This is a genomic window from Ruegeria sp. AM7, from assembly GCF_056535965.1.
In genome coordinates this window covers 560,475-585,123 of record NZ_JBQFJE010000001.1, presented here as the reverse complement: position 1 = coordinate 585,123, position 24,649 = coordinate 560,475, and the positions used below count along the sequence as shown (strand labels likewise).

The 24,649-nt window shown below is 58.6% G+C and carries 20 protein-coding genes and 1 pseudogene; 12 read left to right on the top strand and 9 right to left on the bottom strand.

Annotated features, from left to right (window positions below; genetic code table 11):
* The first annotated feature begins 34 nt into the window (after positions 1-34).
* The 9 genes from ACR3EG_RS02525 to ACR3EG_RS02485 are packed head-to-tail and all read left to right on the top strand — an operon-like array spanning position 35 to position 9,931.
* Complete coding sequence (locus tag ACR3EG_RS02525) at positions 35-958, top strand: carbohydrate ABC transporter permease (RefSeq protein WP_209196250.1); 924 nt, start codon at positions 35-37, stop codon at positions 956-958.
* Between the two features lies 1 nt (position 959).
* Positions 960-1,808 carry a carbohydrate ABC transporter permease gene (locus tag ACR3EG_RS02520; RefSeq protein WP_480482630.1) on the top strand — a complete coding sequence of 283 codons (849 nt, stop codon included), beginning with the start codon at positions 960-962 and terminating at the stop codon, positions 1,806-1,808.
* Positions 1,809-1,830: 22 nt separating this feature from the next.
* Positions 1,831-3,171 carry an alpha-galactosidase gene (melA, locus tag ACR3EG_RS02515; RefSeq protein ID WP_480482628.1) on the top strand — a complete coding sequence of 447 codons (1,341 nt, stop codon included), beginning with the start codon at positions 1,831-1,833 and terminating at the stop codon, positions 3,169-3,171.
* 13 nt (positions 3,172-3,184) lie between these two features.
* Entirely contained in the window at positions 3,185-4,894 is a 1,710-nt protein-coding gene (locus ACR3EG_RS02510; protein ID WP_480482626.1) for an IlvD/Edd family dehydratase, read from the top strand.
* Positions 4,894-5,658, top strand: coding sequence for an SDR family NAD(P)-dependent oxidoreductase (locus ACR3EG_RS02505; protein ID WP_480482624.1), 765 nt, complete (start codon positions 4,894-4,896; stop codon positions 5,656-5,658). Before ACR3EG_RS02510 ends, ACR3EG_RS02505 begins: the two co-directional genes overlap by 1 nt.
* 4 nt (positions 5,659-5,662) lie before the next feature.
* On the top strand, positions 5,663-6,556 hold the full coding sequence (locus ACR3EG_RS02500) for a 2-dehydro-3-deoxygalactonokinase (RefSeq protein WP_480482622.1): 894 nt from the start codon (positions 5,663-5,665) through the stop codon (positions 6,554-6,556).
* Positions 6,553-7,158 (top strand): 2-dehydro-3-deoxy-6-phosphogalactonate aldolase, encoded by a 606-nt coding sequence (locus tag ACR3EG_RS02495; RefSeq protein ID WP_480482620.1) that lies wholly within the window; start codon positions 6,553-6,555, stop codon positions 7,156-7,158. The genes ACR3EG_RS02500 and ACR3EG_RS02495 overlap by 4 nt, the downstream gene beginning before the upstream one ends.
* Complete coding sequence (locus ACR3EG_RS02490) at positions 7,155-8,015, top strand: SMP-30/gluconolactonase/LRE family protein (RefSeq protein ID WP_480482618.1); 861 nt, start codon at positions 7,155-7,157, stop codon at positions 8,013-8,015. The genes ACR3EG_RS02495 and ACR3EG_RS02490 overlap by 4 nt, the downstream gene beginning before the upstream one ends.
* Positions 8,012-9,931 carry a beta-galactosidase gene (locus tag ACR3EG_RS02485; protein ID WP_480482616.1) on the top strand — a complete coding sequence of 640 codons (1,920 nt, stop codon included), beginning with the start codon at positions 8,012-8,014 and terminating at the stop codon, positions 9,929-9,931. The genes ACR3EG_RS02490 and ACR3EG_RS02485 overlap by 4 nt, the downstream gene beginning before the upstream one ends.
* 24 nt (positions 9,932-9,955) lie before the next feature.
* Here ACR3EG_RS02485 and ACR3EG_RS02480 read toward each other — a convergent pair whose 3' ends face one another.
* From ACR3EG_RS02480 to ACR3EG_RS02440, 9 genes are all read right to left on the bottom strand, one after another.
* Positions 9,956-11,209, bottom strand: a complete 1,254-nt coding sequence (locus ACR3EG_RS02480) for an ABC transporter permease subunit (RefSeq protein WP_170355121.1) — start codon at positions 11,207-11,209, stop codon at positions 9,956-9,958.
* Positions 11,206-12,126, bottom strand: a complete 921-nt coding sequence (locus tag ACR3EG_RS02475; protein ID WP_480482614.1) for an ABC transporter permease — start codon at positions 12,124-12,126, stop codon at positions 11,206-11,208. The genes ACR3EG_RS02480 and ACR3EG_RS02475 overlap by 4 nt, the downstream gene beginning before the upstream one ends.
* 10 nt (positions 12,127-12,136) lie before the next feature.
* Positions 12,137-13,249 (bottom strand): ABC transporter ATP-binding protein, encoded by a 1,113-nt coding sequence (locus tag ACR3EG_RS02470; RefSeq protein WP_480482612.1) that lies wholly within the window; start codon positions 13,247-13,249, stop codon positions 12,137-12,139.
* A gap of 115 nt (positions 13,250-13,364) precedes the next feature.
* Complete coding sequence (locus ACR3EG_RS02465) at positions 13,365-14,489, bottom strand: extracellular solute-binding protein (RefSeq protein ID WP_480482610.1); 1,125 nt, start codon at positions 14,487-14,489, stop codon at positions 13,365-13,367.
* Positions 14,490-14,803: 314 nt separating this feature from the next.
* Positions 14,804-15,892 (bottom strand): ABC transporter ATP-binding protein, encoded by a 1,089-nt coding sequence (locus ACR3EG_RS02460; RefSeq protein ID WP_480482608.1) that lies wholly within the window; start codon positions 15,890-15,892, stop codon positions 14,804-14,806.
* A 3-nt stretch (positions 15,893-15,895) separates the two neighbouring features.
* Entirely contained in the window at positions 15,896-17,551 is a 1,656-nt protein-coding gene (locus ACR3EG_RS02455) for an alpha-glucosidase (protein WP_480482606.1), read from the bottom strand.
* Positions 17,552-17,560: 9 nt separating this feature from the next.
* Positions 17,561-18,709, bottom strand: a complete 1,149-nt coding sequence (locus tag ACR3EG_RS02450) for a carbohydrate ABC transporter permease (RefSeq protein WP_480482604.1) — start codon at positions 18,707-18,709, stop codon at positions 17,561-17,563.
* Positions 18,710-18,713: 4 nt separating this feature from the next.
* Positions 18,714-19,721 carry a carbohydrate ABC transporter permease gene (locus ACR3EG_RS02445; RefSeq protein ID WP_170754134.1) on the bottom strand — a complete coding sequence of 336 codons (1,008 nt, stop codon included), beginning with the start codon at positions 19,719-19,721 and terminating at the stop codon, positions 18,714-18,716.
* Between the two features lie 63 nt (positions 19,722-19,784).
* On the bottom strand, positions 19,785-21,053 hold the full coding sequence (locus ACR3EG_RS02440; protein ID WP_480482601.1) for an ABC transporter substrate-binding protein: 1,269 nt from the start codon (positions 21,051-21,053) through the stop codon (positions 19,785-19,787).
* A gap of 215 nt (positions 21,054-21,268) precedes the next feature.
* Between ACR3EG_RS02440 and ACR3EG_RS02435 the strand changes: the two genes are divergently transcribed.
* The 3 genes and pseudogenes from ACR3EG_RS02435 (at position 21,269) to ACR3EG_RS02425 (ending at position 24,636) form a co-directional block, all read left to right on the top strand.
* On the top strand, positions 21,269-22,300 hold the full coding sequence (locus ACR3EG_RS02435; RefSeq protein ID WP_480482599.1) for a LacI family DNA-binding transcriptional regulator: 1,032 nt from the start codon (positions 21,269-21,271) through the stop codon (positions 22,298-22,300).
* A gap of 2 nt (positions 22,301-22,302) precedes the next feature.
* Positions 22,303-23,604, top strand: a pseudogene (locus ACR3EG_RS02430) (GH1 family beta-glucosidase); the annotation flags it as partial.
* Between the two features lie 42 nt (positions 23,605-23,646).
* Positions 23,647-24,636 (top strand): glucokinase, encoded by a 990-nt coding sequence (locus ACR3EG_RS02425; RefSeq protein ID WP_480482866.1) that lies wholly within the window; start codon positions 23,647-23,649, stop codon positions 24,634-24,636.
* The last annotated feature ends 13 nt before the right edge of the window (positions 24,637-24,649 follow it).

Here is a 24,649-nt window from a genome sequence, read left to right as displayed (position 1 = left end):
CCGCCTGACTCCGCCGAACAACCACGGAAGCCCCATGTCCGCAGTCGACACCCCTGAACACGAAAGCTGGTTCCACAGAAACCAACAGCGTATCGCACCGTGGCTGTTTCTGGCCCCCGGCCTGCTGTTCTTCATGGTCTATGTGATCATCCCCGTCTTTCAGTCTTTCAACCTGTCGCTTTACGAATGGGACGGGTTGGGCGCGGCGGAATATGTGGGGTTTCGCAATTACGAAGACCTGTATTGGGAATGGGTCGACCGGGATGCGTTCTACACCTCGCTGAAAAACAATCTGATCTGGCTGATCCTCTATCTGGCCGCGATCCCGGCGGGTCTGTTCATCGCGCTGTTCCTGAACCAGACAGTTGCGGGCATTCGCCTGTATAAGTCGCTGTTCTTCTTCCCCTTCGTGATCTCTCAGGTCGTGGTGGGGCTGGTCTTTACATGGTTCTACGACCCCACATTCGGCCTGCTGAACGAGTTTCTGGGCTTCTTCGGCCTCGGCCCGCTGAACGTGCTGGGGGATGAGCGGTTCGTGACCTATGGCATCATCGTCGCGGGCCTTTGGCCGCAGACGGCCTATTGCATGATCCTATACCTGACCGGCCTGAACGCCGTGGACCCCGAACAGATCGAGGCCGGGCGTCTGGACGGTGCAAAAGGCTGGCGGATGCTGTGGCACATCATCCTGCCGCAACTGCGCCCTGCCACCTTCATCGCCTTTGTCGTCACAATCATCGGCGCGCTGCGCAGTTTTGACCTGATCTCGATCATGACCCAGGGCGGGCCGTTCGGTTCTTCCCGCGTGCTGGCCTACTACATGTTCGAGGTCGCCTTGTCCGAATACGGTTTCCGCATGGGGTACGGCGCGGCCATCGCCGTGATCCTGTTCCTGATCATGCTGTGTTTCATCGCCTATTTCCTGTGGTCGATGTATCGCGAAGAAAGGGGGCACTGACATGTTCCCCAAACCCATCGAAAAACAACCCCGCGCGGCCCGGATCACCTATCAGGCCATGCTGCCCATTGCGCTGCTGCTGTGGCTGGGGCCCTTGCTGGCGGTGGCGCTGTTTTCGGTCAAACCGGCGGCGGATTTTACCAATGCAAACTATTGGGGCCTCCCCTCCAGCTTTGAAGGCGCGGTCAACTATGGGCAGGTGTTCTTCAATTCGGACATGCCGCGCTACCTGCTGAATTCATTCCTGATCACCATCCCCACCGTGATCGGTGCGGTGGCGCTCAGCTGCATGACCGGTTTTGCGTTGGGCATCTACAAGTTCCGCTCGAACCTGTGGATTTTCTTCCTGTTCGTCGCAGGCAATTTCGTACCCTTCCAGATCCTTATGGTCCCGGTGCGCGACCTGACACTGGAACTGGGTCTCTATAACACCAAAACCGGATTGGTGCTGTTCCACATCGCCTTCCAGACCGGGTTCTGCACGCTGTTCATGCGCAACTTCATCCGCGCCCTGCCGTTCGAGTTGATCGAAGCCGCACGGGTCGAAGGTATCAGCGAAGTCCGCATCTTCTGGTACGTAGTCCTGCCACTGATGAAACCGGCGATTGCCGCGCTCAGCGTGCTGATCTTCACCTTCATCTGGAACGACTATTTCTGGGCCGTTGTGCTGACCCAAGGCGCCGAAAGCCAGCCTGTCACGGCGGGCATTACCAGCTTCAACGCCCAGTTCCGCGCAGCCTACCAACTGATGAGCGCGGGTTCGATCGTCGCCGCCCTGCCTCCTGTGGCCATGTTCTTCCTGATGCAGAAACACTTCATCGCGGGCCTGACGCTGGGGGCTGTGAAATGACATCAAATCAGAGGTTTGCAACATGGTAAAGATCGCCTTTATCGGCGCGGGCTCGACCATCTTCATGCGCAATATCGTGGGTGACGCGCTGCTGACCCCATCTCTGGCCGACAGCCACTTTGCCCTGATGGATATCGACCCCAACCGGCTGGCCGAAAGCGAGGTCGTTGCTCGCGCCATGATCCGATCGGTTGGAACGGGGGCCAGTGTCACCACCCATACCGACCGCCGTGCGGCGCTGGAGGGCGCAGATTTCGTGATCACCGCCTTTCAGGTCGGTGGCTACAAGCCCTGCACGGTGACGGATTTCGAAATTCCCAAGCAGTACGGCCTGCGCCAGACCATTGCCGATACTTTGGGTGTCGGCGGCATCATGCGTGGGCTTCGCACTGTTCCCGTTCTTTGGGACATTGCGCAGGACATGATGCAGTTGTGCCCCGGTGCCACGCTGCTGCAATATGTCAACCCGATGGCCATCAACACGTGGGCCCTGGCCGAGCAATTCCCGGCCTTGAAACAGGTGGGCCTGTGCCATTCAGTCCAGAACACAGTTGAAGAGCTGGCCCATGATCTGGACCTGCCCAAGCAGGACATCCGATACAAGGTCGCCGGGGTGAACCACGTCGCGTTCTTCCTGCGGTTGGAACACAAGGGGCGTGATTTGTACCCCGCGCTGCGGCAGGGCTATGCCAGTGGTCAAGTCCCCAAAGCGCCGCTGCTGATGCCCCGCTGCCCCAACAAGGTCCGGTACGAGGTGATGGATCATCTGGGGTATTTCTGCACTGAAAGTTCTGAACATCTGGCCGAATATGTGCCATGGTTCATCAAGGACGGACGCCCCGATTTGATCGAGCAATTCTCGATCCCGCTGGACGAATATCCCACCCGCTGCGAGGAACAGATCGCCGCCTGGCGGGAACAGGCCAAAACCTTGACCGACGGCCGCGATATCGAAGTGGTGCGCAGCCATGAATTTGCCGCCGACCTGATGAACGCCATCGTCACTGACACGCCCTATGTCGCTTACGGCAATCTGCCCAACACGGGCCAAATCCCGCAATTGCCGCTGGGTGCTGCGGTCGAAACCCCTTGTCTGGTGGACAGCAACGGCGTGCAGCCTTCGGTCGTCACCGACATCCCGCCGCAACTGATCGCGCTGATGCGCAGCCAGATCAATGTGCAGGAACTGACAGTCCGCGCGCTGGTCGACCAGAACCCCGAACACATCTATCACGCCGCGATGATGGACCCGCACACCGCCGCCGAACTGGACTTGCGCCAGATCCGCAATCTGGTCAGCGATCTGCTGACCGCGCATTCCGACTGGTTGCAGGACTGGTGCCAGCCCGCCAAAGCCGCTTGAAAGGGCTTCGCAAATGACCAAGAAACGCCGATCAGAACACTGGTATGGAAAGCTGGACAAAGACGGGTTCATCCACCGCTCGTGGATGAAGAACCAGGGCTTTCCAGATCACGCCTTTGATGGCCGCCCCATCATCGGTATCTGCAACACATGGTCGGAACTGACGCCTTGCAACTCGGGCCTGCGCGATCTGGCCGAGGGCGTCAAACGCGGCGTGTGGGAAGCAGGCGGCTTCCCCGTCGAATTCCCGGTCATGTCGCTGGGCGAGACCCAGATGAAGCCCACCGCCATGCTGTTCCGCAACCTGCTGGCCATGGATGTCGAGGAATCCATCCGTGCTTATGGTATCGACGGAGTTGTCCTGTTGGGCGGGTGCGACAAGACCACGCCGGGCCAGTTGATGGGCGCGGCCTCGGTCGATCTGCCGTCGATTGTGGTCAGTTCCGGCCCGATGCTGAACGGCAAGTTCAAGGGCAAAGATATCGGCTCGGGCACGGATGTGTGGAGGTTCTCGGAAGAGGTTCGTGCCGGAGAAATGACCCTGCAGGATTTCATGAACGCTGAATCCGGTATGTCGCGCAGTAAGGGTGTCTGCATGACCATGGGCACCGCCTCCACTATGGCGTCCTTGGTTGAGGCGATGGGCATGTCCCTGCCCACCAATGCCGCTCTGCCCGCTGTTGATGCGCGCCGCATGGCGCTGGCGCATCTGACCGGCAAACGGATTGTCGAGATGGTGGACGAAGACCTAAAACCTTCGGATATCCTGACCAAAGAGGCGTTTCAGAACGCAATCCTGACCAATGCCGCGGTGGGCGGGTCGACCAACGCGGTGGTTCACCTGCTGGCGCTGGCGGGTCGCGTGGGCGTGGACCTGACGCTGAAGGATTTTGAAATCGGGTCAGAGATTCCGCTGCTGGTGAATTGTATGCCCTCGGGCCAATACCTGATGGAGGATTTCTGCTATGCCGGTGGTGTTCCGGTGGTGCTGAACGAACTCAAACCCTTCCTGCGGCCTGCGAAAACGGTTCTGAACAAGGATATCTCGGCCCATTATGAGGGGGCCGAATGTTACAACACCGACGTCATCCGGCCCTTCAACGATCCGGTGAAACCTGCGGCGGGCCTGCGGGTTCTGCGCGGCAATCTTGCGCCGAACGGAGCCATCGTGAAGCCTTCGGCGGCGACAGATGAATTGCTGGAAACCGAAGCCGAAGCCTATGTTTTTGAAAGCATCGAAGACCTGAAGGCCAATATCGACCGCGATGATCTGCCGGTGACGCCCGAGACCATTCTGGTGCTCAAGGGCTGCGGCCCCAAGGGCTATCCGGGCATGCCCGAGGTCGGCAACATGCCGATCCCGGCCAAGTTGGTCAAAGAAGGCGTGCGCGACATGATCCGCATCTCGGACGCGCGCATGTCGGGCACGGCATTCGGCACCGTCATCTTGCATGTCAGCCCTGAGGCGCAGGCGGGCGGCACGCTGGCGTTAGTCAAGACCGGAGACCGCATCCGTGTATCGGCCAGCAATGGCGAACTGGAACTGCTGGTGGATGAAAAGGAGCTGGACGCCCGCCGCGTCGCGTGGCAACCGGACGATCCGCATTACACCCGTGGCTATGCCCGGCTTTACATCGACCATGTGCTGCAAGCCGATCAGGGCGCGGATCTTGATTTTCTGGTGGGCAAAGACACCCGCCTTGTCACCCGAGAGAGCCACTGATGACCCAACCCGCCACCTTCCACGACCTGAACGGGGCCTCGGTTTACATCACCGGCGGTGGGTCCGGCGTGGGTGCAGCCCTGACCGATGGGTTCATGGCGCAAGGGGCCAATGTAGCCTTTATCGGACGCTCAGACGCCAGCGAATTTGTCGAGCAGATGCGCGACAAGCACGGCCGCGCACCCTTATTCCTGCAAGGAGACATGACCGATACCGACTTGCTGCACGCCACCATGCAACAGGCCGCCCAGGCACATGGCCCCCTGAACGTGCTGGTCAACAACGCTGCCAATGACAAGCGCCACTCGCTTGAAGAAACCACAACCGAATTCTGGGACTGGATGATCGAGGTCAACCTCAAGGCCTATTACTTCGCTTGCCAACAAGCCGCGCAGCAGATGACGGCGGGCGGGGCGATCATCAATTTCAGCTCGATCAGCTATATGATGGGCAATGCGGGTTATCCGATCTACACCACAGCGAATGCCGGGATCACCGGCATGACCCGGTCGCTTGCGCGTGAGCTTGGACCGCAGAACATCCGCGTCAACGCGCTGGCCCCCGGCTGGGTTCTGACGCAAAAACAGCTGGATATGTGGGCCACGCCCGCGGATCTGGCCACCCACATGGACCGCCAATGCCTCAAGGAGCATTTGACGCCAGAGGATATGATTGCGCCCACCTTGTTTCTGGCCTCAAACGCCAGCCGCGCCATGACCGGACAGTGCATGGTGGTGGATGGCGGCGTCGTGGTAACGGGGTAGCACCATGAGTATTGAATGGATTGCAGCGGATTGGGGCACCTCTCACTTGCGGGTTTGGGCCATGCAGGGCGGCAACGTTCTGGATCAGGCTCAATCCGACAAAGGGATGGGTAAGCTTCCGAAAGATGGGTTTCAAAACGCGCTGTTGGAACTTATCGATGACTGGTTAGGGGACGCACCGGTCGATGTCGTCGCCTGCGGCATGGTCGGCGCACGCCAAGGTTGGGTTGAGGCCCCCTACTCGACTGTGCCAACCGCCCCGGTGCCTGAAACGCCTATTCGTGTACCAAATACAGACCCCCGCATTCGCGCTTTTGTGGTGCCTGGTTTAAAACAGGCTACCCCGCCAGATGTGATGCGTGGCGAGGAAACGCAAATCGCTGGTTTCCTGTCTGGGCGCAAGAACTGGGATGGTGTGATATGCCTGCCCGGAACGCATACCAAATGGGTCCAGGTCAGCGCCGACGAGGTCGTCAGTTTCCGAACTTTCATGACAGGCGAGATGTTCAGTCTGCTTAGTGAGCAATCTGTTCTAAGACACTCGGTCGATGACGGCTGGGATCAGGACGCTTTTGCCGAGGCCACGGCGGACACCCTGTCGAAACCCGAACAGATGGCGGCACGCTTGTTTGGGCTGCGCGCATCGGATTTGTTGAACGCAGATGATCCGGGCGCCGCGCGCGCGCGATTGTCCGGTTACCTCATCGGGGCAGAACTGGCCGCCACCCGCCCCTACTGGCTGGGGCAACAAATCGCAATCATTGGGGCGGATAACCTTTCTCAGATCTATGCGCACGCGCTTAAACAGCAGGGCGCATTTGTTGAAATTGCGAACAATACCCAGGCCACTCTGGAGGGTCTGCGGCAAGCCCGGAACCGCACGAGGCAAACAGCATGAGCAGACCCATTATCGCCATTCTCAGAGGGCTGCGTCCTACCGAAGCTGCAGATGTAGGCGCCGCCCTGATCGACGCTGGCATCGACAAAATCGAAGTTCCGCTGAACTCTCCCGACCCGCTCGAAAGCATCGGGATTCTAGCCGACAAATACGGCGAAAAATCCCTGATTGGCGCTGGTACGGTCTTGGCCACAGATCAAGTGGAGGCCGTGGCCGCTGTCGGAGGTAAGCTGATCGTTTCACCGAATTGCGACATCGACGTCATCAAACGATCGGTCAGGCTGAACCTTCAAAGCTGGCCAGGCATCTATACACCTACCGAGGCGTTCAATGCTCTCAAGGCCGGGGCAACCGGCCTTAAGCTGTTTCCCGGCGTAATGGCAGGCCCCGCGGGTTTGGCTGCATTGCGCCCCGTTTTGTCCGCAGGCACACAAGTCTTCGCCGTCGGTGGCGCAGGCCCTGAAAACTTTGGCGAGTGGATCAACGCCGGCGCAGATGGGTTCGGCATAGGATCAGCCCTGTTCAAACCGGGTATGTCAGTGCCTGAGATTGCCGAGCGCGCCCGCAAGATCGTTGCCGCCTATGACAAGGCGGTTGGATGAACTCCGTCTACGACGATCGCCCCTGCGAGCTGGGTGAGGGGCCACTGTGGCACCCTGGACGTCAACAGCTGTTCTGGTTCGACATCCTTGGCAAACGGCTGCTCACGCAACGTGACGGCGCACCCCAAAGCTGGCAATTCGATGAACATGTCTCAGCAGCAGGGTGGGTCAACCGGGGCGTGCTGCTAATCGCGTCTGAAACCGGACTATGGCGGTTCAGCCTAGACACAGGCAAAAAAGAGTTGATCGCGACACTAGAGGCAGAGAATTCCATAACGCGTTCGAATGATGGCCGGGCTGATCCGTGGGGCGGTTTCTGGATCGGAACGATGGGCAAGAACGCGGAACATGGGGCTGGGTCGATCTATCGGTTTTGGCGCGGTGAAGTCCGCCGTTTGGTGCCAGATGTCACGATCTCGAACGCCATCTGTTTCGCGCCGGACCGATCCTGTGCCTATTTTTCTGACACAATGACCAAACAGGTTATGCGCTGGTCGCTGAACCCTCAGACTGGCTGGCCCGAGGGCGAAAGCACCGTTTTCCTTGATCTGCGCGATGATCACCTGAACCCTGACGGCGCGGTGGTAGATGCCGAAGGTCAGATATGGATCGCGCAATGGGGTGCGCATCGCGTCGCAGTGTATTCTCCTGACGGGCAGTTCCTGAAAGCCGTGACCTTCGACGCGGCGCATACGTCATGCCCGGCGTTTGGAGGCGACGATTTCACAACCCTTTTCTGCACAACCGCGCGCCAGGGGCTGGATGCCGAAACGCTTAGAAACCATCCCACAAACGGTATGACCTTTGCCGCCCCAAATGCGGGGCAAGGCCAGCCAGAACACAGAGTGATCCTATGAAGCCCGAACTCGGCGTCTGCTATTACCCCGAACACTGGCCAGAAGAAAATTGGGCTGAGGATGCCGCCCGCATGGTCGAGACCGGGCTGTCCTGGGTACGGATTGGCGAATTCGCCTGGAGCCGGATGGAGCCCGCTCCGGGCGATTTGCAATTCGACTGGCTGGATCGGGCCATTGAAACACTCGGTGCAGCCGGTCTGAAAGTGGTTCTGGGAACCCCGACTGCCACACCTCCGCGGTGGATGATTGAGAAACATCCTGACATGCTGGCAATGAATCCGGATGGAAGCCCACGCAAATTTGGTTCTCGCAGGCACTACTGCTTTAGCCATGAAGGTTATATCGCGGAATGCGCGCGGATCACCCGTATCATGGGCGAACGCTATGGCCGAAACCCTCACATCGCAGCATGGCAGATAGACAATGAATACGGCTGCCATGACACAACCCTCAGCTACAGCCCGGTCGCGCTTGTCGCATTTCAGAGCTGGCTTGAAGCGGAATATGGCTCGATTGACGCGCTCAATACGGCGTGGGGTAACGTGTTCTGGTCGATGGAATATGACGGGTTCGACCAGATTGACCTGCCCAACCTGACTGTGACTGAACCCAACCCCGCCCATGTTCTGGCCTTTCGCCGGTTCAGCTCGGATCAGGTGGTGGTGTTCAACAAAGCACAAGTGGACGTGTTACGCGGTCTGACCGACTCGCCGTTGTTGCACAATTACATGGGTCGCGTGCTGGAGTTCGACCATTTCAAGGTGGGCGAGGACTTGGATATCGCCACGTGGGATAGCTATCCGATCGGCTTTCTGTCGGACCGTCTTGAGGTGGACGAAGCGCATAAAGCCGCCTTTTTGCAACAGGGCGATCCTGACATGCAAGCCTTCCACCACGACCTCTACCGCGCGGTGGGGCGGGGTCGCTGGTGGGTGATGGAGCAACAACCCGGCCCGGTGAACTGGGCCCCATACAACCCGGCGCCGCTGCCGGGTATGGTCAAGCTCTGGTCGCTTGAGGCTGTCGCCCATGGGGCCGAGGTGGTCAGCTACTTCCGCTGGCGTCAGGCACCGTTCGCACAAGAACAGATGCATGCCGGGCTTTTGACGCCGAATGATCGCCTGGCCCCCGGATTAGCTGAGGCGCGGGAAACTGCAGACACCTTAGCCGAAATCGGTCCGGTGGCCCAAACAAGGGCGGATGCTGCCATTCTGTTCGACTATGCCTCGGATTGGGCATGGGCCACACAACCTCAAGGCGCTGGGTTTGATTACTTCCGGCTGGTTTTCTCGGCCTATCGCGCCCTGCGCCGGGCGGGGCTGTCGGTGGATTTCCTTTCACCCGACACAATCCCAGAGAACGGATACAAAATCATTCTGGCACCGGGCCTGGCGACAATCGACAAAGACCTTGAACATCACATCCAACAGGGATGCACTCTGGCGATCCTTGGACCGCGCAGCGGGGCGATCACCCACGATTTTCAGATCCCAAGCACAGGCCGCCCCGGATTAACCGGATTAGACAGCGAAGTTGATCTGATTGAGACCTTACCACCGTCGATCCAACGAAACGTCACAGGTGGTGGTGCGGCCCAGCATTGGGTCGAGCGGTTGTCGGGAACAGCTCCGGCCTTGTTGACTCATGCAGATGGCACCCCCGCGCTTACAGGTACAGATACCCTTTGGTATCTGGCTGGGTTTCCCAACGAGCCTCTGTGGGATCGCGTCGTTCAAATGGCGGCCCAACATACCGGTTTGAAACTGTATCCTGTTCCCGGTGGCCTGCGCCGCCGCGAGACTGTGCACCACGTGTTCCTGATCAACTACAACACGACACCGGTCACGTGGAACGGGCACGTGATTGATGCCTGTGATGTATTGATCGTTGAGAAAGAAACGCCCGCCGAAGAATAATTCCGGCGGGCGTGATTGACGTCGCTAGTCTGTCTTCAGACTGTTAGGATCAAAGGCCCCGCCGAACCCACCGTTTGTCGACGGCTGCGGCTCCGAGCTCGACTCCTCGTCGCCTCCGCCCAACGTGTTCGGTGCAAACACATTGCCAAACCCGCTGTTGTTTGACGGTTTCGGCGTTGATTGCGCACCACCCTGTTCGGCCTCTTCCGCTTCGCGCTGTTTGCGGCGTTCTTCGCGTTGCTTGCGCAGTTCTTGAATACGCTGCTCCGCCTCAAGCTGCTTTTGCTCTTTGACGTTGGCGATGCATTGCGCAGGGTTATAGGCTGTCGCGGTGCCAACCACGGTGATCGTGGCCACACCGAAGACAACCACCAAAAGGGCCGCCACGTTGCCCGCGAAGAAGCTGGGCAACTTGATCTTGCCCGCCAATTCCTCGACCGTAGCGTTCTTGCGCGCGGCGGCCACCAGCTCCTGCCGTTTCAGCTTGGCCTCATTCAGCAAAGCAAAGAACACAGTCAGCGCCACGATGATAAAGGCCAAAGCCGAAATCGAAGGCGTGATGCCGTACCGCACCTTTTGCGCCAGTTCGATGGTCAGCGTCGGGTATTCGCCAAAGGTGAAAGTCGTGGTGTTGTAGTTTTCGAACGATGCAAGAAACGCCAGCACTGCGGCGCTTGCAATCGCCGGACGCATGAAGGGCAGCAGGATCTTGCGGAATGCCTGTGCATGGGTTGCACCAAGGTCCAGCGCGGCCTCGGTCAAGGCCACGTCGTATCGCTGCAGACGCGCCACCAGCACCAGCATGCAGTAACTGGCGATAAAGGTAGACTGGCCAATCACCGTCAGGAAGATGCCGTTCGACAACACACTATCCGCGCCCAGCCCGAGCATCCGGTTGATCCGGTCCCAGAACACCAGTGTCGAAATCCCCAGCACAACGCCGGGGATCAGGATCGGCGCGATGATGATAGTGTAATAAGTCGCGCGCAGCTTGGGCCAGATTTGGGTCAGCATCAGCGCCCCCGCCAGCCCCATCGCAACCGACAAAACCACCGTACCGGCCCCGATGATTAGCGAGTTCTTGATGCCGTTCAGGATACGCTGATCCTGAAACAGTTCTCCGAACCACTGGAAGGTCAGGCATTCCCACGGGGTCATCCGTGGGAATGCGGACGAGTTGAAGGCTGTGACTGACATGATCACCAGCGGGCCCAGCAGATACAGGAAGAAGATCGCCAGATAGACCCAGATGCTGATACGAAGGAAGGACAGGTTCATTTCCCGATATCCCCCATATTCACCTTGAACAGGCGCATCACTGCCAGCACGAACAGGATACAGGTCACCAGCAGCACGATGGCGTAGGCGGCCCCCTGCGGCCAGTCATTGTTGTCGTTGAACTGCTGATAGATCAGCTGCGTGAACCACAGCGAGGACGGCCCGCCCAGAATCTGTGGCGCGGCCAGCGCACCGGCCGACAGCATGAACACCATCGTACAGCCCGAGCTGATCCCCGGCTTGGCATAAGGAATGACTACCCGCCAGTGAATACGCCACCACGGCGCCCCCAGATCGCGTGCGGCCTCGATCTGGTTGTGGTCCAGACTTTCGATCACGTTGTAGATCGGGAAGATCATCAGCAGGATATAGGCATAGCCCAGCCCTGCATAGAGCGCGATATCGTTGCGGATAAAGTCAAACGGCGTATCCCAGATGCCCAACCCCAGAAACAAGGTATTCAGCACTCCGGTTTCGCCAAAAATGATCCGCAGCGCAAAGGCGCGCAGGATTTCGTTGATCCAGTAAGGGATGATCAGCATGATCGCAAAGATGCGGATATGGCTGCCCTTGGACTGACCCAGATAATAGGCGATCGGGTAGCACAGGATCAGGTTGAAGATCGTCACACAGACCGCAGCCAGCAAGGTGCGGAAGAACACGCGCAGATCGACGGCGTTATAATCCTGACTGCCACCCTCGGGGCCGTAGATCAGGTATTTGTAATTCTCCAGCGTATAGACATCCTTGGGCCCGCCAATCTCGGGCGGGGGCAGGTTGGGCCGGAACGAGAAATCCAGCATCGACAACTGAGGCAGGATGATCAGGCCGATGGTCCAGAAGATCACCAGACCCAAGATCGCCAGCCCCATGCCGGTGCCGTTGCGGTTGAAAAACTCTTTCAGGAAACGGGGCATGCGATTTCCCCTATTCCGCCGCCAGCTCACCCGCCGGAACCAGAACCGCGTTGCGGGTCTCGTATTCCAGCCGGATGGTCTGGCCTGTGTGGTCCTCGAAGGACTGCCCGACATTGGGCAGGGACACTTTGATCTCTTTGCCGCCCTCGCCTTCGGTGAAGATGTTGAAGGCGTTGCCCTCGAACTCCTCATGCTTCACACGCGCCGAGACACAGTGATCGCCCGGCGCGTCGTCCGAGGCGATGGCAAAGGCTTCGGGCCGGACAAACATCATCGCCTCATCCCCTTCGCGCATCTTGCCCTGATTGGCGGTGGAAATCCGCGCCACCAGATCACCAGTGCGATTGGTCGAGATCACGGCCTCGGTCCCCATGACCTGCTTGATCCTGCCCCGGAACACGTTGTTTTCCCCGACAAATGAGGCCGCAAAGGCCGTGTTCGGGTCATTATAGATGGTCTTGCCATCGGCAATCTGGTCGATCACACCCGCGCGCATCACGGCGATGTTGTCGGACATGGTCAGCGCCTCGCCCTGATCGTGGGTGATGTAAATGAACGTGATGCCCACACGCTGCTGAATTTCGCGCAGCTCGGTGCGCATATGCTGGCGCAGCTTCAGGTCCAGCGCCGAGAGCGGCTCGTCCAGCAGCAATACGTCGGGTTCAGCACACAAAGCCCGCGCGATGGCAACTCGCTGACGCTGACCGCCTGACAACTCGCTGGGCAGTTTATCGCCCTGCCCCGGCAAAGCGATCATGTCCAGCAGCTCACCCGCGCGTTTACGGCGCTCCTTGGCGCTGGCTCCTTTGATCTCCATTGAGAAGGTGATGTTCTCCCAAACCTTCATCAGGGGGAACAACGCAAGGTTCTGGAAGATCAGTGCAGTGGGCCGTTTGTTCGGACCGATCCCGCGCATGTCGTTGCCACCGATCAGAACCTTGCCTTCGCTGGGATCAAGAAAGCCGGAAACGGCCCGCAAGATCGTCGTCTTGCCGCAGCCCGAGGGGCCAAGGAATGAAAAGAAATCGCCCCCGTTGATGTTCACATTGGCATCCCGCACGGCCACGAAATCGCCGAACCGAATCCACAGGTTTTCCAGATCTACACCGACCCCTGCACTCATTTTAGGTATCTCCGTCTGGTGCGGATGGGGACCACACCTAAATAGGGTCCGTCACGCCAAAGCGCACGGATGGATGGCCCCCCGCGACAGCGCGGAGGGCGTCGTTTCAAAGCGATCAGGCGCTTTTGAACTTGTTGACGAACTCGGTCCGGGTTTCGGCATACCACGGCGCTTCGGCCGGCCACGGGTTGAGGTTGGCCAGCGAGTCGCCCGGATAAGCCTCGGCGAAGTTCTTCTTGTAGGTGTCGCCCGAATATTGGTCGGCACCCAGAACCGGCGAGTTATAGCCGTGGCTGTCAATCGCCACACCAGCCGGCTTCGCCTGATAGGCAAAGTCGATGAAGGCGTAGATCTGATCCATATTCGCCGCACCGGTCGGGATCGACATGCCGTCAACCCAGGCCATCGCACCTTCGACAGGGGCTTGGTAATGCACCGGCTCACCTGCCGATTTCAACGCCAGCGGTGGGCCGTCCCAAGTCTGACCAACCACAACACCTTCGTTCAGCAGACCATTCTTCTGCGTATCCGCGTCGTTCCAGATCAGCTTGATCCGGTTCTTACGTTCGATGCACCAATCAGTAATCTGACCCCAGACCTTGCGCATGGTTTCTTCGTCATTATACGCCGACCAGACCGAACCCGGCTCCATCTCACCCGAACGCTCCATGTACAGACCTGCGCCCAGCATCATCGAATGCGCGCGCCCCATGGTTTTGCCGGCGTTTTCCTCGGACCATACATCGCCATAAGATGGCGCATCTCCTTCGGGCAGCCATAGGTCGGTGCGATAGGCAATGCCTTCGGTACCCCAGATATGCGGCAACCAATGCACGCCACTGTCGCCAAAGTTCCACGCATCCGTGCCGATCGAGGCCATAGCCGGGTTCACCAGATCAATCGGCACCTTGTTCATGTCAAAGGGCTGCAGCAACTCTAGCGGCTCCCACTGCAAGGACCGGTTGTTAGTGGGCGAGACGATGTCAAAGCCCTGGCCCTTGGTGGCCTTCATCTTGTTGATGATCTCTTCGTTCGAACCGATACCAGTATAGTTGACCTTGATTCCGGTCAGGGTTTCAAACTCCTGCAGGAAGGACGGCGGCAGGTAGTCCGACCACATCAGGATGTTGATTTCACCCGACGAGGCCAGCGCGCTTTTGCTGTAAAGCGGGGCAGCCAACGCCGCCGCACCAGCGCCTTTCAGGACTGTCCGCCGGGACAGGGGTTTACATTCAGTCATAGTCGTATCTCCCGTTTTCATTAGTTTTTTGTTTTTGTGTCTACACGCTAGACCTTTGCGAGACCTCTGTCAGTCCAAAAGTGACAGTTATCAATTTTCATAGGTCCAGTTTGCGCTGCTCTCTTGCACGATCCTGTACACAATTCAGCAAATGCACGGGTCTGGCCCGAAAAACATCAAAATTGCAGAAACGCTAAAAATATGCCGCTTGATCCACATGCCGATAAATGAGGCAAGACGGAGCAGACCCGCTTACCTTTCGAGTGAAGCAGGCAAAACCCTATACGAGAGTGCTTTAGTGATTTCCAAAAGAATCAGGATGTTGCGCGCATGCTTTTGCCATCATGGAACAAGTGCACTTTCTCAGGGCTAGCCGAGACTCCGACTGTTTGCCCTCTTTTGCCGCGTTGAATCCCTTGCAATTTGGCAATGACGGCTTCGGCGCCTTTACGACTCTCGAAATACAGCAAAGTCACCTCGCCCAATGCTTCTGTGAAATCGACAACGCCTTCGAACGCAGGGTTTTCGCCGGTGGGTACAAAGTGTTCGGGCCGGATGCCGACATTGACCTGCTTGCCCATGTCTTGCTCTTGGGTCGCGATACTGCTTGTAACCGTTCCGCCTGAATCCAGATCAACCACCGTCTCGGAACCAGTTTGCACGATGACACCTGGCAACAGATTCATCGCCGGAGAGCCTATGAACTGCGCGACAAACTCATTGTCGGGTGTTTCATAAAGCTCCAACGGAGTACCAACCTGTGCGATACCCTTGTTGGCCAGAACAACAATCCGAGTGGCCAGTGTCATGGCTTCAACCTGATCGTGGGTCACGTAGATCATTGTGCTGTCGGGCATCGCCTCTTTCAGGCGCGCAATTTCAATGCGCGTCGCAACACGCAGGGCGGCGTCGAGATTCGAAAGCGGTTCGTCGAACAGATAGACCTTGGGATCGCGCACAATGGCCCGCCCAATGGCAACCCGCTGACGTTGCCCGCCCGAAAGTGCCTTGGGGAGCCGATCCAGAAATGGTTCCAACTGAAGGATACGCGCGGCGCGTTCGACAGCGGCATCCACATCCGCCGCAGGCATCTTTGCGATCTTGAGGGCAAAGGCCATATTCTCGCGCACGGTCATGTGGGGATAAAGCGCATAGCTTTGGAACACCATCGCAATACCGCGCTGCGCCGGGGGCACATCGTTCATCACCTGCCCTTCGATCTCAAGCGTTCCACCCGAGATCTTCTCCAGCCCTGCAATCATGCGCAGCAAGGTGGATTTACCGCAGCCCGAAGGACCGACGAACACGATAAGCTCGCCTCGGTCAATGTCCAGGTTGATGTTTTTCAGGACGTCCACGTGGCCATAGGTCTTGGCCACGTCCGTGAGTTTGAGTTCCGACATAGCCTACCCCTTATCCCGCGCCAGCAGACAGAATTGCGCAGCGTCGAGGGACAACGTCCCTTCCCCGTCGACGCTGCCCAACTCCTCCCCGATTATGTGCCATTTTCCGTCCGGCAGAGTGACCTCAGCCGGGTCCGAACCCAGGTTGAAAGCGCAGAAAACCTGCTCGGTCGGGGCGTCGCGCAGAAAAGTCAGAACAGGGCCAGTTTGGGCCATCTCCATCTGTTCCCCGGACATCAGTGCCGGATGCGCATGCCGCAGCGCAATTGCGCGACGATAGTGGTGCAGCATCGAGTATGGATCCTGTTCCAGCCTATCCACGGCCCGTTCGGCTTGTGGTCCACTAACCGGCAGCCACGGTCGGCCAGCACTAAAACCCGATTGCTCGTCCTGCGCGGCCCAGACCATCGGCGTGCGGCACCCGTCGCGTCCCTTGAATTCTGGCCAGAATTCGATGCCATAGGGATCTTGCAGGTCTTCAAATGCCACATCCGCCTCGGGCAGGCCCAGTTCCTCACCCTGATACAGGCAGGCAGAGCCCCGCAAGCACATCATCAGAACTGCGTGCTGTCGAACGGCCTCGTCGCTTAATCCCCAACGCGTCGCGTGTCGCTGAACGTCGTGGTTCGAGAAGGCCCAGCAAGGCCACGCATCACCGGCCTTGTCCTCTAACTGATCGAAAACCTGTTTGGCGTAAGACGCGGTCAATGCGCGTTTTTCCAGAAACTCGAAGGCATAGCACATGTGCATCCGTTTATCGCCGGTGGTGTATTCGCCCATGATCTCAAGCCCGCGCTGCGCGTCGCCGACCTCACCCAGACAAGCGCGGCCTTCGTATTCGTCGGTTAACGCACGCAACCGTTCGAGGTAGGCAATATTCTCAGGCTGGCTTTTGGAGAAAAGGTGATCTTGATGGTTATACGGGTTCACCATCGGCGCAATCGAGGCGTTACGCTGATCCATCGGCAGGCCGGGGTTGTCGCGCAGCTGCTTGTCATGGAAGTAAAAGTTGATCGTGTCCAGCCGGAACCCATCGACGCCCAAATCCAGCCAGAACCGAGCCACATCCAGCAAGGCGTCCTGAACCGCCGGGCAATGGAAATTCAAGTCGGGCTGCGAAGTCAGGAAGTTGTGCAGATAATACTGCAACCGGCGCGAATCCCACTGCCAGGCCGAGCCTCCGAAGATCGACAACCAGTTGTTTGGCGGCGTTCCGTCCGGTTTCGGGTCCGCCCAGACATACCAATCGGACTTTTCGTTTTCGCGGTTGGACCGGCTTTCGCTGAACCACGGGTGCTGATCCGAGGTATGCGACAGCACAAGGTCGATCATCACTTTCAGCCCAAGCCCATGCGCCTGATCCAAAAGCTCTTTGAAATCCGCCATCGTTCCGAACATCGGATCGACATCGCGGTAATCGCTGACGTCATATCCGAAGTCCTTCATCGGAGATTTGAAGAACGGCGATATCCAGATCGCATCGACCCCAAGCGAGGCGATATAGCCCAGACGCTGAGTAATCCCTTTCAGGTCGCCAATTCCGTCGCCGTTGCTGTCCTGAAAGCTGCGGGGATAGATCTGATAGATCACACCGCCACGCCACCAATCGGACGCTGCTTGGGTTGCCTTCGTTGTGTCCACAGTGTTCTGCACGTTCATCAGAAGCCTCTATTTGACGGATCCGGCCAGCAGGCCCCGAACCAGATATTTTTGCATTGCGAAGAAAACGATCAGCGGCACTGCGATCGAGACAAAGGCCGCCGTGGCCAGAATTTCCCAGTTGCCGCCCCGCGTGCCCAGCAGCTCGACGATCTGGTTGGTCATGACGGTGGTCTGACCCGACGCGTCGATCAAAAAGACCTTGGCGACCAGCAGATCATTCCAAGTCCACAGGAACTGGAAGATCGCGAAAGAGGCCAGCGCCGGGAAACTCAACGGAAGGATCAGTTTGGTGAAGATCTGAAACTCGGTCGCTCCGTCGACCCGCGCGTTTTCGATCAGGTCTCGGGGAAGGCCAGCCATGTAGTTGCGCAGCAGGTAGATTGCCAGCGGCATCCCGAACCCGGTATGGGCCATCCAAACCCCAAGATAGCCTTTCCCGATCCCGATATTGAGGTGGAATTTCAAGAGTGGGATCAGCGCCAGTTGCAACGGCACCACCAACAATCCAACTACGGCAGCAATCAGCAGGGCGCGGCCGGGGAAATCCATCCACGCCAGCGCATAGGCCGCAAAGGCGGCCACCAAGATCGGAATGATCGTCGCCGGGATGGTCACAGTCAGAGTATTGAAGAACGCCCGCCCCATACTGTCTGAGGAATCTTCGGCCAACAAAACCTTGTGGTAATTGGCCAACGTGAACTCGGGCGGCAATTCTGCGGTCACGAATACACGGGCACCCCGGCTACCGGTAAATTCTTCCGAATTCTTCATCCGGTAGTTGCCTTGCGCGTCCACGGTGATCGTACCACCCCGACGCAGCTCAGCAGTGTCACCCGGAACAAATGCGTCCACGTCCCGAGAGCTGACACCCCATTGTGAGATCGTAGCCGTTGTGCCCGCGTCAAACAGGTTGCCTTCGATCACGTAAACCCCGTTTTCCAGAACCTGTGTGTCCGGCGCGGCGGACCGCAAAGTCAGGTTCTGTTCAGACGGGAAGAGAGATTTCCACCAGCCGCTTGTGGCAATCTGATCAGCCGTGCGAAAAGACGAGATCAACAGCCCAAGTGTTGGCACAACCCAAAGCACGACCAGAAATATGACCGAGGCATGGACGACCCAGCGCAGCGCCGGTTTGGTTCCTGCAATATCGCTCATGGCCTCACTCCATCTCTTTGCGCGCGTTGCGCACGTTCCAGATCAGGATCGGAGTGACCAGCAGCATGATCACCATGGCCGAGGCCGACCCCACACCCCAGTCATTGGCGCGGAACAGCTTGTCATACATGTAGTTGGCGAGAACCTGTGTCTCCCACTGGCCGTTGGTCATGGCAAAGACGATGTCAAAGACCTTGAGCACGGTGATGGTGATCGTGGTCCATACGACCAGAATTGTGGTCTTGATCTGCGGCACCTTGATACGGAAGAAAATCTGGAACGGGTTGGCGCCGTCCAGAATGGCGGCCTCGACGGTTTCTTCGGGGATGCCGCGCAAAGCCGCGGACAGGATCACCATGGCAAATCCGGTTTGTATCCAGATCAGGACGACCATCAGGAAGAAACTGTTCCAGAACGGGATGGTCAGCCATGTCTGCGGCTCTGTCCCTCCAAAAAAGATGTAAAGCGCGTTCAGCATCCCGATCTGATCCTGCTCGGCCGGGCGAGTGTCATAGACGAGCTTCCAGATCACCGATGCACCCACAAAAGAAATCGCCATCGGCATGAAGATCAGCGACTTGGCGATATTGCCCCAACGAATGCGGTCGGTCAGTTGCGCAACCAAAAGACCCAAAGCGGTGGACATCGCCGGCACGATGATCAACCAGAACATGTTGTTGCGCATGGCTTCCCAGAATTTGGGCTCATTCGCCATCTGGATGTAGTTTTCCAGGCCCACCCATTCATAGCCCCCACCGGGTACCCGATCCGTAAGGGACAAGCGCAGCGTTTCGACCACCGGATAGGCCAGATACAGGCCCAACGCCGCCAACGCCGGGAACAGAAACAACCACGGACGGATCATGTTAGCGCGGTTGATATTGCGCCCTGCATTCGGGCCGCGCGCCGGGAACAGCACTTTGTCCAGAAACTGGTTGGAGAGGTAGAAATAGCCCACACACCCTGACACGCCGATGGCGATGGTCAGCAGGCCCTGTAATGCCGGATGCATGCCGCGTCTCCCTTGCGACGGTGGCAGGCAACCCGAACTGGTGGGCTGCCCGATCAGGAACGCTTAGTCCAGCGCGTCCCAGGAGGATTGGATTTCGTTGGCAACCTCTTCCGCCGAGGTCCCGCCCGCATAGTCGACCATGCCGGTCCAGAACGTCCCTGCGCCAACACCGCCGGGCATCAGGTCAGACCCGTCAAACCGGAAGGTGGTCGCGCCCAGAAGGATGTCGTTCATCTTCTTCAACGTCGGGTCCGAGAACAGCGCGGTATCAACGCCCTTATGCGGTGTCAGGAACCCGGTCAATTGCATCCAGGTCTCGTGCGCTTCGGGGGTCTGCAGATACTCGATCAAAGCATGCGCGCCGGGGCTGTCATTGGTGATCGCCCAAAGCGTGCCCGCACCCAGAACCGGGCTGCCAAGATCCTTGCTTTCATAAGCGGGGAAGTAGAAGAAATCCGCATCTTCACCCACGACCGTGCCTTCCGGGAAGAAAGCCGGAATGAACGAGGCCTGACGGTGCAGATAGCATTGCGGCGGAGAGCTGAACATGCCTTTGGGACTGTCGCGGAAATCGGTTGTGGCCACGGCCCCTGCCCCACCGGCGACATAGTCGTCGTTGCGGGCGAAGGCTCCGAATTCCTCGATCGCTGCGATGACCTTGGGGTCATTGAACTTCATCTCATTTGCAACCCAGGCGTCATAATCCGCAGGCGATTGTGTACGCAGCATCATGTCCTCAACCCAGTCGGTCGCGGGCCAGCCGGTCGCTCCACCAGACCCCAGACCGATACACCAAGGCGTCTCGCCGTCCGCGACGATTTGGTCCGTCAGAGCTTTGAGTTCTTCCATCGTGGTCGGCACTTCGTATCCGGCGTCCTCGAAGTTCTCGGGAACATACCAGACCAGCGATTTCACATCGACCTTGTAGAAAAACCCGTAGAGGTTATCAGCACCGTCCGGGCCTGCGTAAGTTCCCAGATCGACCCAAGATTGGCCCGCAGCGTAATTGTCGCGAATCCAATCGGATGTGCCATCTGCCAAAGGCGTCAGAAAGCCGGATTTGGCCATGTCCGCCGCCAGACCGGGCTGAGGGAAAACCGCAACGTTGGGGGCCGATCCTGCTTCCGCGTCGATGCGGATCTGCTGTTCGAAACTGTCCGAGCCGACATAGGCGTACTCATGCCCGGTCGCAGCAGCAAAGCCGTCCAGCACCTTTTCGACATTTTCCTGATCCGGCCCCAACCAGGGGCCAAACACCGTGACCTTGTCGGCATGCGCCGCGCCCGCCATCAGGGCGAACGTTGCCGCGCCTGCGTAAAGCGAGTGTTTCATGAATTCTCCTCCCAACTCTGTCGCGCCCGTGAGACTCAGGTTTCAAAGCGCTTTGAATGCCGAGTTTTATCCGCTAACATTCAAGTTCTGTCAATATTAGGTTTGAATTTTGCCAATAAATTAATAAAACACGGGATGTGTAGAAACGGGTTGACCCAACAGAAAAACCCTCTCAAAACGGTTTGGCCACCAATTTGAAGGCGCTTTGAAGCGAAATGAACCTAAAGCAGCTCTCAGAAATCCTTGGTCTTTCGCAGACAACGGTCAGTCGCGCGCTGAACGGATACCCCGAGGTGAACGAGGCCACGCGAGAGCGGGTTCAGGCTGCGGCGACCAAACACGGCTATCGGCCGAACAGCCGCGCCAAGGGGCTGGCCACGGGGCGTTCTATGGTGATCGGGCATGTGATCCCCAGTTCCTCGCAACATGAAATGGTCAACCCCATCTTCGGGGATTTTGTCGCCGGCGCCGCCCGGACCTACGGTTCGCATGGCTATGACATGATGTTCACCAATGCCGACGATACCTCGATCGAACGCACCTATCGGGACTTGTTCCAACGCGGCGCAGTCGATGGGGTCGTTCTGCAAGGCCCCAAGGTCAACGAACACCGGATCGAGGTTCTGACCCGCATGGCGGTTCCGTTCATCGTCCATGGCCGCTCGACCGGGATCGAGGTGCCTTATGACTGGGTCGACGTGAACAACAAAAGCTCATTCCTGCGGGCGACCCGGTTTCTGATTGATCTGGGGCACAAACGTATCGCGCTGATCAATGGGTTAGAGGATATGGACTTCGCCCAACGTCGCCGCGAAGGATATCTGCAGGCTCTGCAAGAAGCCGATCTGACGCCCGAACCCGCCCTGATGCGCAGCGCCGAGATGACCGAGGTTTACGGCCATCACGAAGCCCGTGACATGCTGCAACTGGAGAACCCCCCGTCGGCCATCTTGGTCTCGTCAATGATTTCTGCCATCGGGGTGCGGCGCGCTTTGACTGAGGTCGGGCTGAAAATGGGGCGCGATGTGTCCGTCATCGCGCATGATGACGACCTGTCCTATCTCAAGAATGGGCAGGACGTGCCGATCTTTACGGCAACGCGATCCTCGGTCCGGCAGGCTGGGGAAATCGCCGCCGAAATGCTGATCGACCGGATCAAAGCACCGGACGACCCGGTTAAAACTAGATTGCTGGAGGCCGAACTGGTAGTTGGCGGCTCGACCGGCCCCGCTCCTGACAGGTTCTGAACATGAAATATACCCGCGCTGATTTCCCCAAAGATTTCCTCTTTGGTGTCGCAACCTCTGCCTATCAGATCGAAGGCCACGCGCAGGGGGGCGCAGGTCAGACCCATTGGGACACCTTTGCCCGCACGCCCGGCAACGTTGTGCGGGGCGAAAACGGAGATCTCGCTTGCGATCACCTCAACCGTTTCGATCAGGACTTTGATCTGGTGCGCGAGGCCGGGTTTGATTGCTATCGCTTTTCGACCAGCTGGGCGCGGGTTCTGCCCGAAGGACGCGGTCAGGTTAACGAAGTCGGGTTGGACTATTACGATCGTCTGGCCGATGCGCTGCTGGAACGCGGCATTCGCCCCTGTGCGACGCTTTACCATTGGGAACTGCCCTCGCCGCTGGCGGATCTGGGCGGCTGGCGAAATCGGGATATCGCTGGGTGGTTTGCCGATTTCACCGAGGTCATCATGGGCCGCATCGGCGACCGGATGTTCAGTGTCGCCCCCATCAACGAACCCTGGTGCGTCAGCTGGCTGAGCCATTTCGACGGCCACCACGCCCCTGGCCTGCGCGATATCCGTGCGACCGCCCGCGCGATGCACCATGTTCTGCTGGCGCATGGCCGTGCGATCGAGGCGATGCGCGGTCTGGGCATGTCCAATCTGGGCGCGGTGTTCAATCTGGAATGGGCCGAACCCGCCGATGACAGCCCCGAGGCGCGCAAGGCCGCCGATCTGTACGACGGTATCTACAACCGGTTCTTTCTGGGTGGCGTGTTCAACAAAGCCTATCCGCAAAATGTTCTGGACGGGCTGGAACCCTATCTGCCCGCGGGCTGGCAGGATGATTTCGACACGATCGGCGCGCCCGTCGACTGGTGCGGGTTGAACTACTACACCCGCAAACTGATCGCGCCCGCCGACACCGCCTGGCCCAGCCTGCAAGAGGTCCCCGGCCCCCTGCCCAAAACGCAAATGGGTTGGGAGATCGAGCCTTCTGCCCTTACACGTTTCCTGACCCGGGCCGCTCGTGAATATACCGGCGATCTGCCGATCTATGTGACCGAAAATGGCATGGCCAGCTCTGAGCGCCAGCAGGATGAGGACCGGATCGACTACCTCAACCAGCATTGGGCCGCTGTGAAAGACGCTTTGGATCAGGATGTGCCCGTCAAAGGCTATTTCATCTGGTCGCTGCTCGACAATTACGAATGGGCCCTTGGCTACGAGAAACGCTTTGGTCTGGTTGATGTGGATTTTGATACGATGGAGCGGACGCCCAAAGCGTCCTTTGAGGCGGTGAAAACTGCCCTCGCCGGTGCACAAGTCTCAGTCCCCCTGGCACAACCCGCCGGAGCCATGCATGAACACTGGAATCTGGTGGCTGATATCGGCGGGACTAACACCCGTTTGGGGGTTATCTCAAACGGGAAACTCACCGATCTGCGCAAATACCCAACGGGTCAGCTGCCGCAACTGCTCGAGGCATTTCACAGCCTGCGCGACGAGATTGGCACCGACCCCCGAGCGGTTGTCGCCGCCGGGGCGGGGCCGGTGCGAGATGGTACGATCCGACTGACCAACGCGCAGCTTGATTTGTCCGAGGACGACATCGGTCGTGCGACCGGCGCGCAGCATACCTTTGTGATCAATGACTTCACCGCAGCGGCGTGGTCTGTGGCCGAAATCGGTGCCGGTGACGTCGAAGTGTTGCAGGGTGCGGAAACCCCACCGGTCGGCACCCGCTTGGTCGTTGGGCCGGGCACCGGCCTCGGGGTTGGGTCGTTACTCTATTCCGAGGGGCACTATCATACGGCATCCGGCGAAGGCGGCCATGTGGGCCTATCCCCGCGCCACGCTGACGAGGTCGAAGTGTTTCGCGCCGCCCGCGAGGTCGCGCCCGAGTGTTTCTTTGACGACTCGCTAACCCTTGAAGCCGAGATGTTCCTGAGCGGCACCGGCCTGCCCATCCTCTACCAAGCCATCCAACTCGCAGCCGGTCAAGCCAACGCAGAAACCCAGCCTGCAAAGGATATCCTGCAAGACGCGCTGGCCCAAACCGACCCTCATGCGGTGCGCGCGGCCCATATGTTCACCACTCATCTGGGGGCCGTCATGGGCGATATGGCTGTGACCATGATGCCTGCGGGCGGTGTTTTTCTGGTGGGCGGCGTGGCCGAAAAGAACCGATGGCTGTTCAAGGACGCCTTCCGCGACGCTTTCAACGCCGGGGGTCGGTTCAGTGAGCTACGCCGGTCGATGAACCTCTATGTCTCGGAACAGGATGAATTTGGCATTGTTGGCGCTAACAATTTCTGCAAAAGTGCGCTCGCGCGTCGGATGGCCTGACGCGGCCAAACCG

Bases quoted from the DNA above. Each gene is read 5' to 3' on its own strand.
- ACR3EG_RS02450 (WP_480482604.1), bottom strand. From the start codon at position 18,709: ATGAGCGATATTGCAGGAACCAAACCGGCGCTGCGCTGGGTCGTCCAT.
- melA (WP_480482628.1), top strand. From the start codon at position 1,831: ATGGTAAAGATCGCCTTTATCGGCGCGGGCTCGACCATCTTCATGCGC.
- ACR3EG_RS02425 (WP_480482866.1), top strand. From the start codon at position 23,647: ATGCATGAACACTGGAATCTGGTGGCTGATATCGGCGGGACTAACACC.
- ACR3EG_RS02480 (WP_170355121.1), bottom strand. From the start codon at position 11,209: ATGAACCTGTCCTTCCTTCGTATCAGCATCTGGGTCTATCTGGCGATC.
- ACR3EG_RS02435 (WP_480482599.1), top strand. From the start codon at position 21,269: ATGAACCTAAAGCAGCTCTCAGAAATCCTTGGTCTTTCGCAGACAACG.
- ACR3EG_RS02445 (WP_170754134.1), bottom strand. From the start codon at position 19,721: ATGCATCCGGCATTACAGGGCCTGCTGACCATCGCCATCGGCGTGTCA.
- ACR3EG_RS02475 (WP_480482614.1), bottom strand. From the start codon at position 12,126: ATGCCCCGTTTCCTGAAAGAGTTTTTCAACCGCAACGGCACCGGCATG.
- ACR3EG_RS02525 (WP_209196250.1), top strand. From the start codon at position 35: ATGTCCGCAGTCGACACCCCTGAACACGAAAGCTGGTTCCACAGAAAC.
- ACR3EG_RS02465 (WP_480482610.1), bottom strand. From the start codon at position 14,489: ATGACTGAATGTAAACCCCTGTCCCGGCGGACAGTCCTGAAAGGCGCT.
- ACR3EG_RS02440 (WP_480482601.1), bottom strand. From the start codon at position 21,053: ATGAAACACTCGCTTTACGCAGGCGCGGCAACGTTCGCCCTGATGGCG.
- ACR3EG_RS02485 (WP_480482616.1), top strand. From the start codon at position 8,012: ATGAAGCCCGAACTCGGCGTCTGCTATTACCCCGAACACTGGCCAGAA.
- ACR3EG_RS02505 (WP_480482624.1), top strand. From the start codon at position 4,894: ATGACCCAACCCGCCACCTTCCACGACCTGAACGGGGCCTCGGTTTAC.
- ACR3EG_RS02500 (WP_480482622.1), top strand. From the start codon at position 5,663: ATGAGTATTGAATGGATTGCAGCGGATTGGGGCACCTCTCACTTGCGG.
- ACR3EG_RS02470 (WP_480482612.1), bottom strand. From the start codon at position 13,249: ATGAGTGCAGGGGTCGGTGTAGATCTGGAAAACCTGTGGATTCGGTTC.
- ACR3EG_RS02510 (WP_480482626.1), top strand. From the start codon at position 3,185: ATGACCAAGAAACGCCGATCAGAACACTGGTATGGAAAGCTGGACAAA.
- ACR3EG_RS02495 (WP_480482620.1), top strand. From the start codon at position 6,553: ATGAGCAGACCCATTATCGCCATTCTCAGAGGGCTGCGTCCTACCGAA.
- ACR3EG_RS02490 (WP_480482618.1), top strand. From the start codon at position 7,155: ATGAACTCCGTCTACGACGATCGCCCCTGCGAGCTGGGTGAGGGGCCA.
- ACR3EG_RS02460 (WP_480482608.1), bottom strand. From the start codon at position 15,892: ATGTCGGAACTCAAACTCACGGACGTGGCCAAGACCTATGGCCACGTG.
- ACR3EG_RS02520 (WP_480482630.1), top strand. From the start codon at position 960: ATGTTCCCCAAACCCATCGAAAAACAACCCCGCGCGGCCCGGATCACC.
- ACR3EG_RS02455 (WP_480482606.1), bottom strand. From the start codon at position 17,551: ATGAACGTGCAGAACACTGTGGACACAACGAAGGCAACCCAAGCAGCG.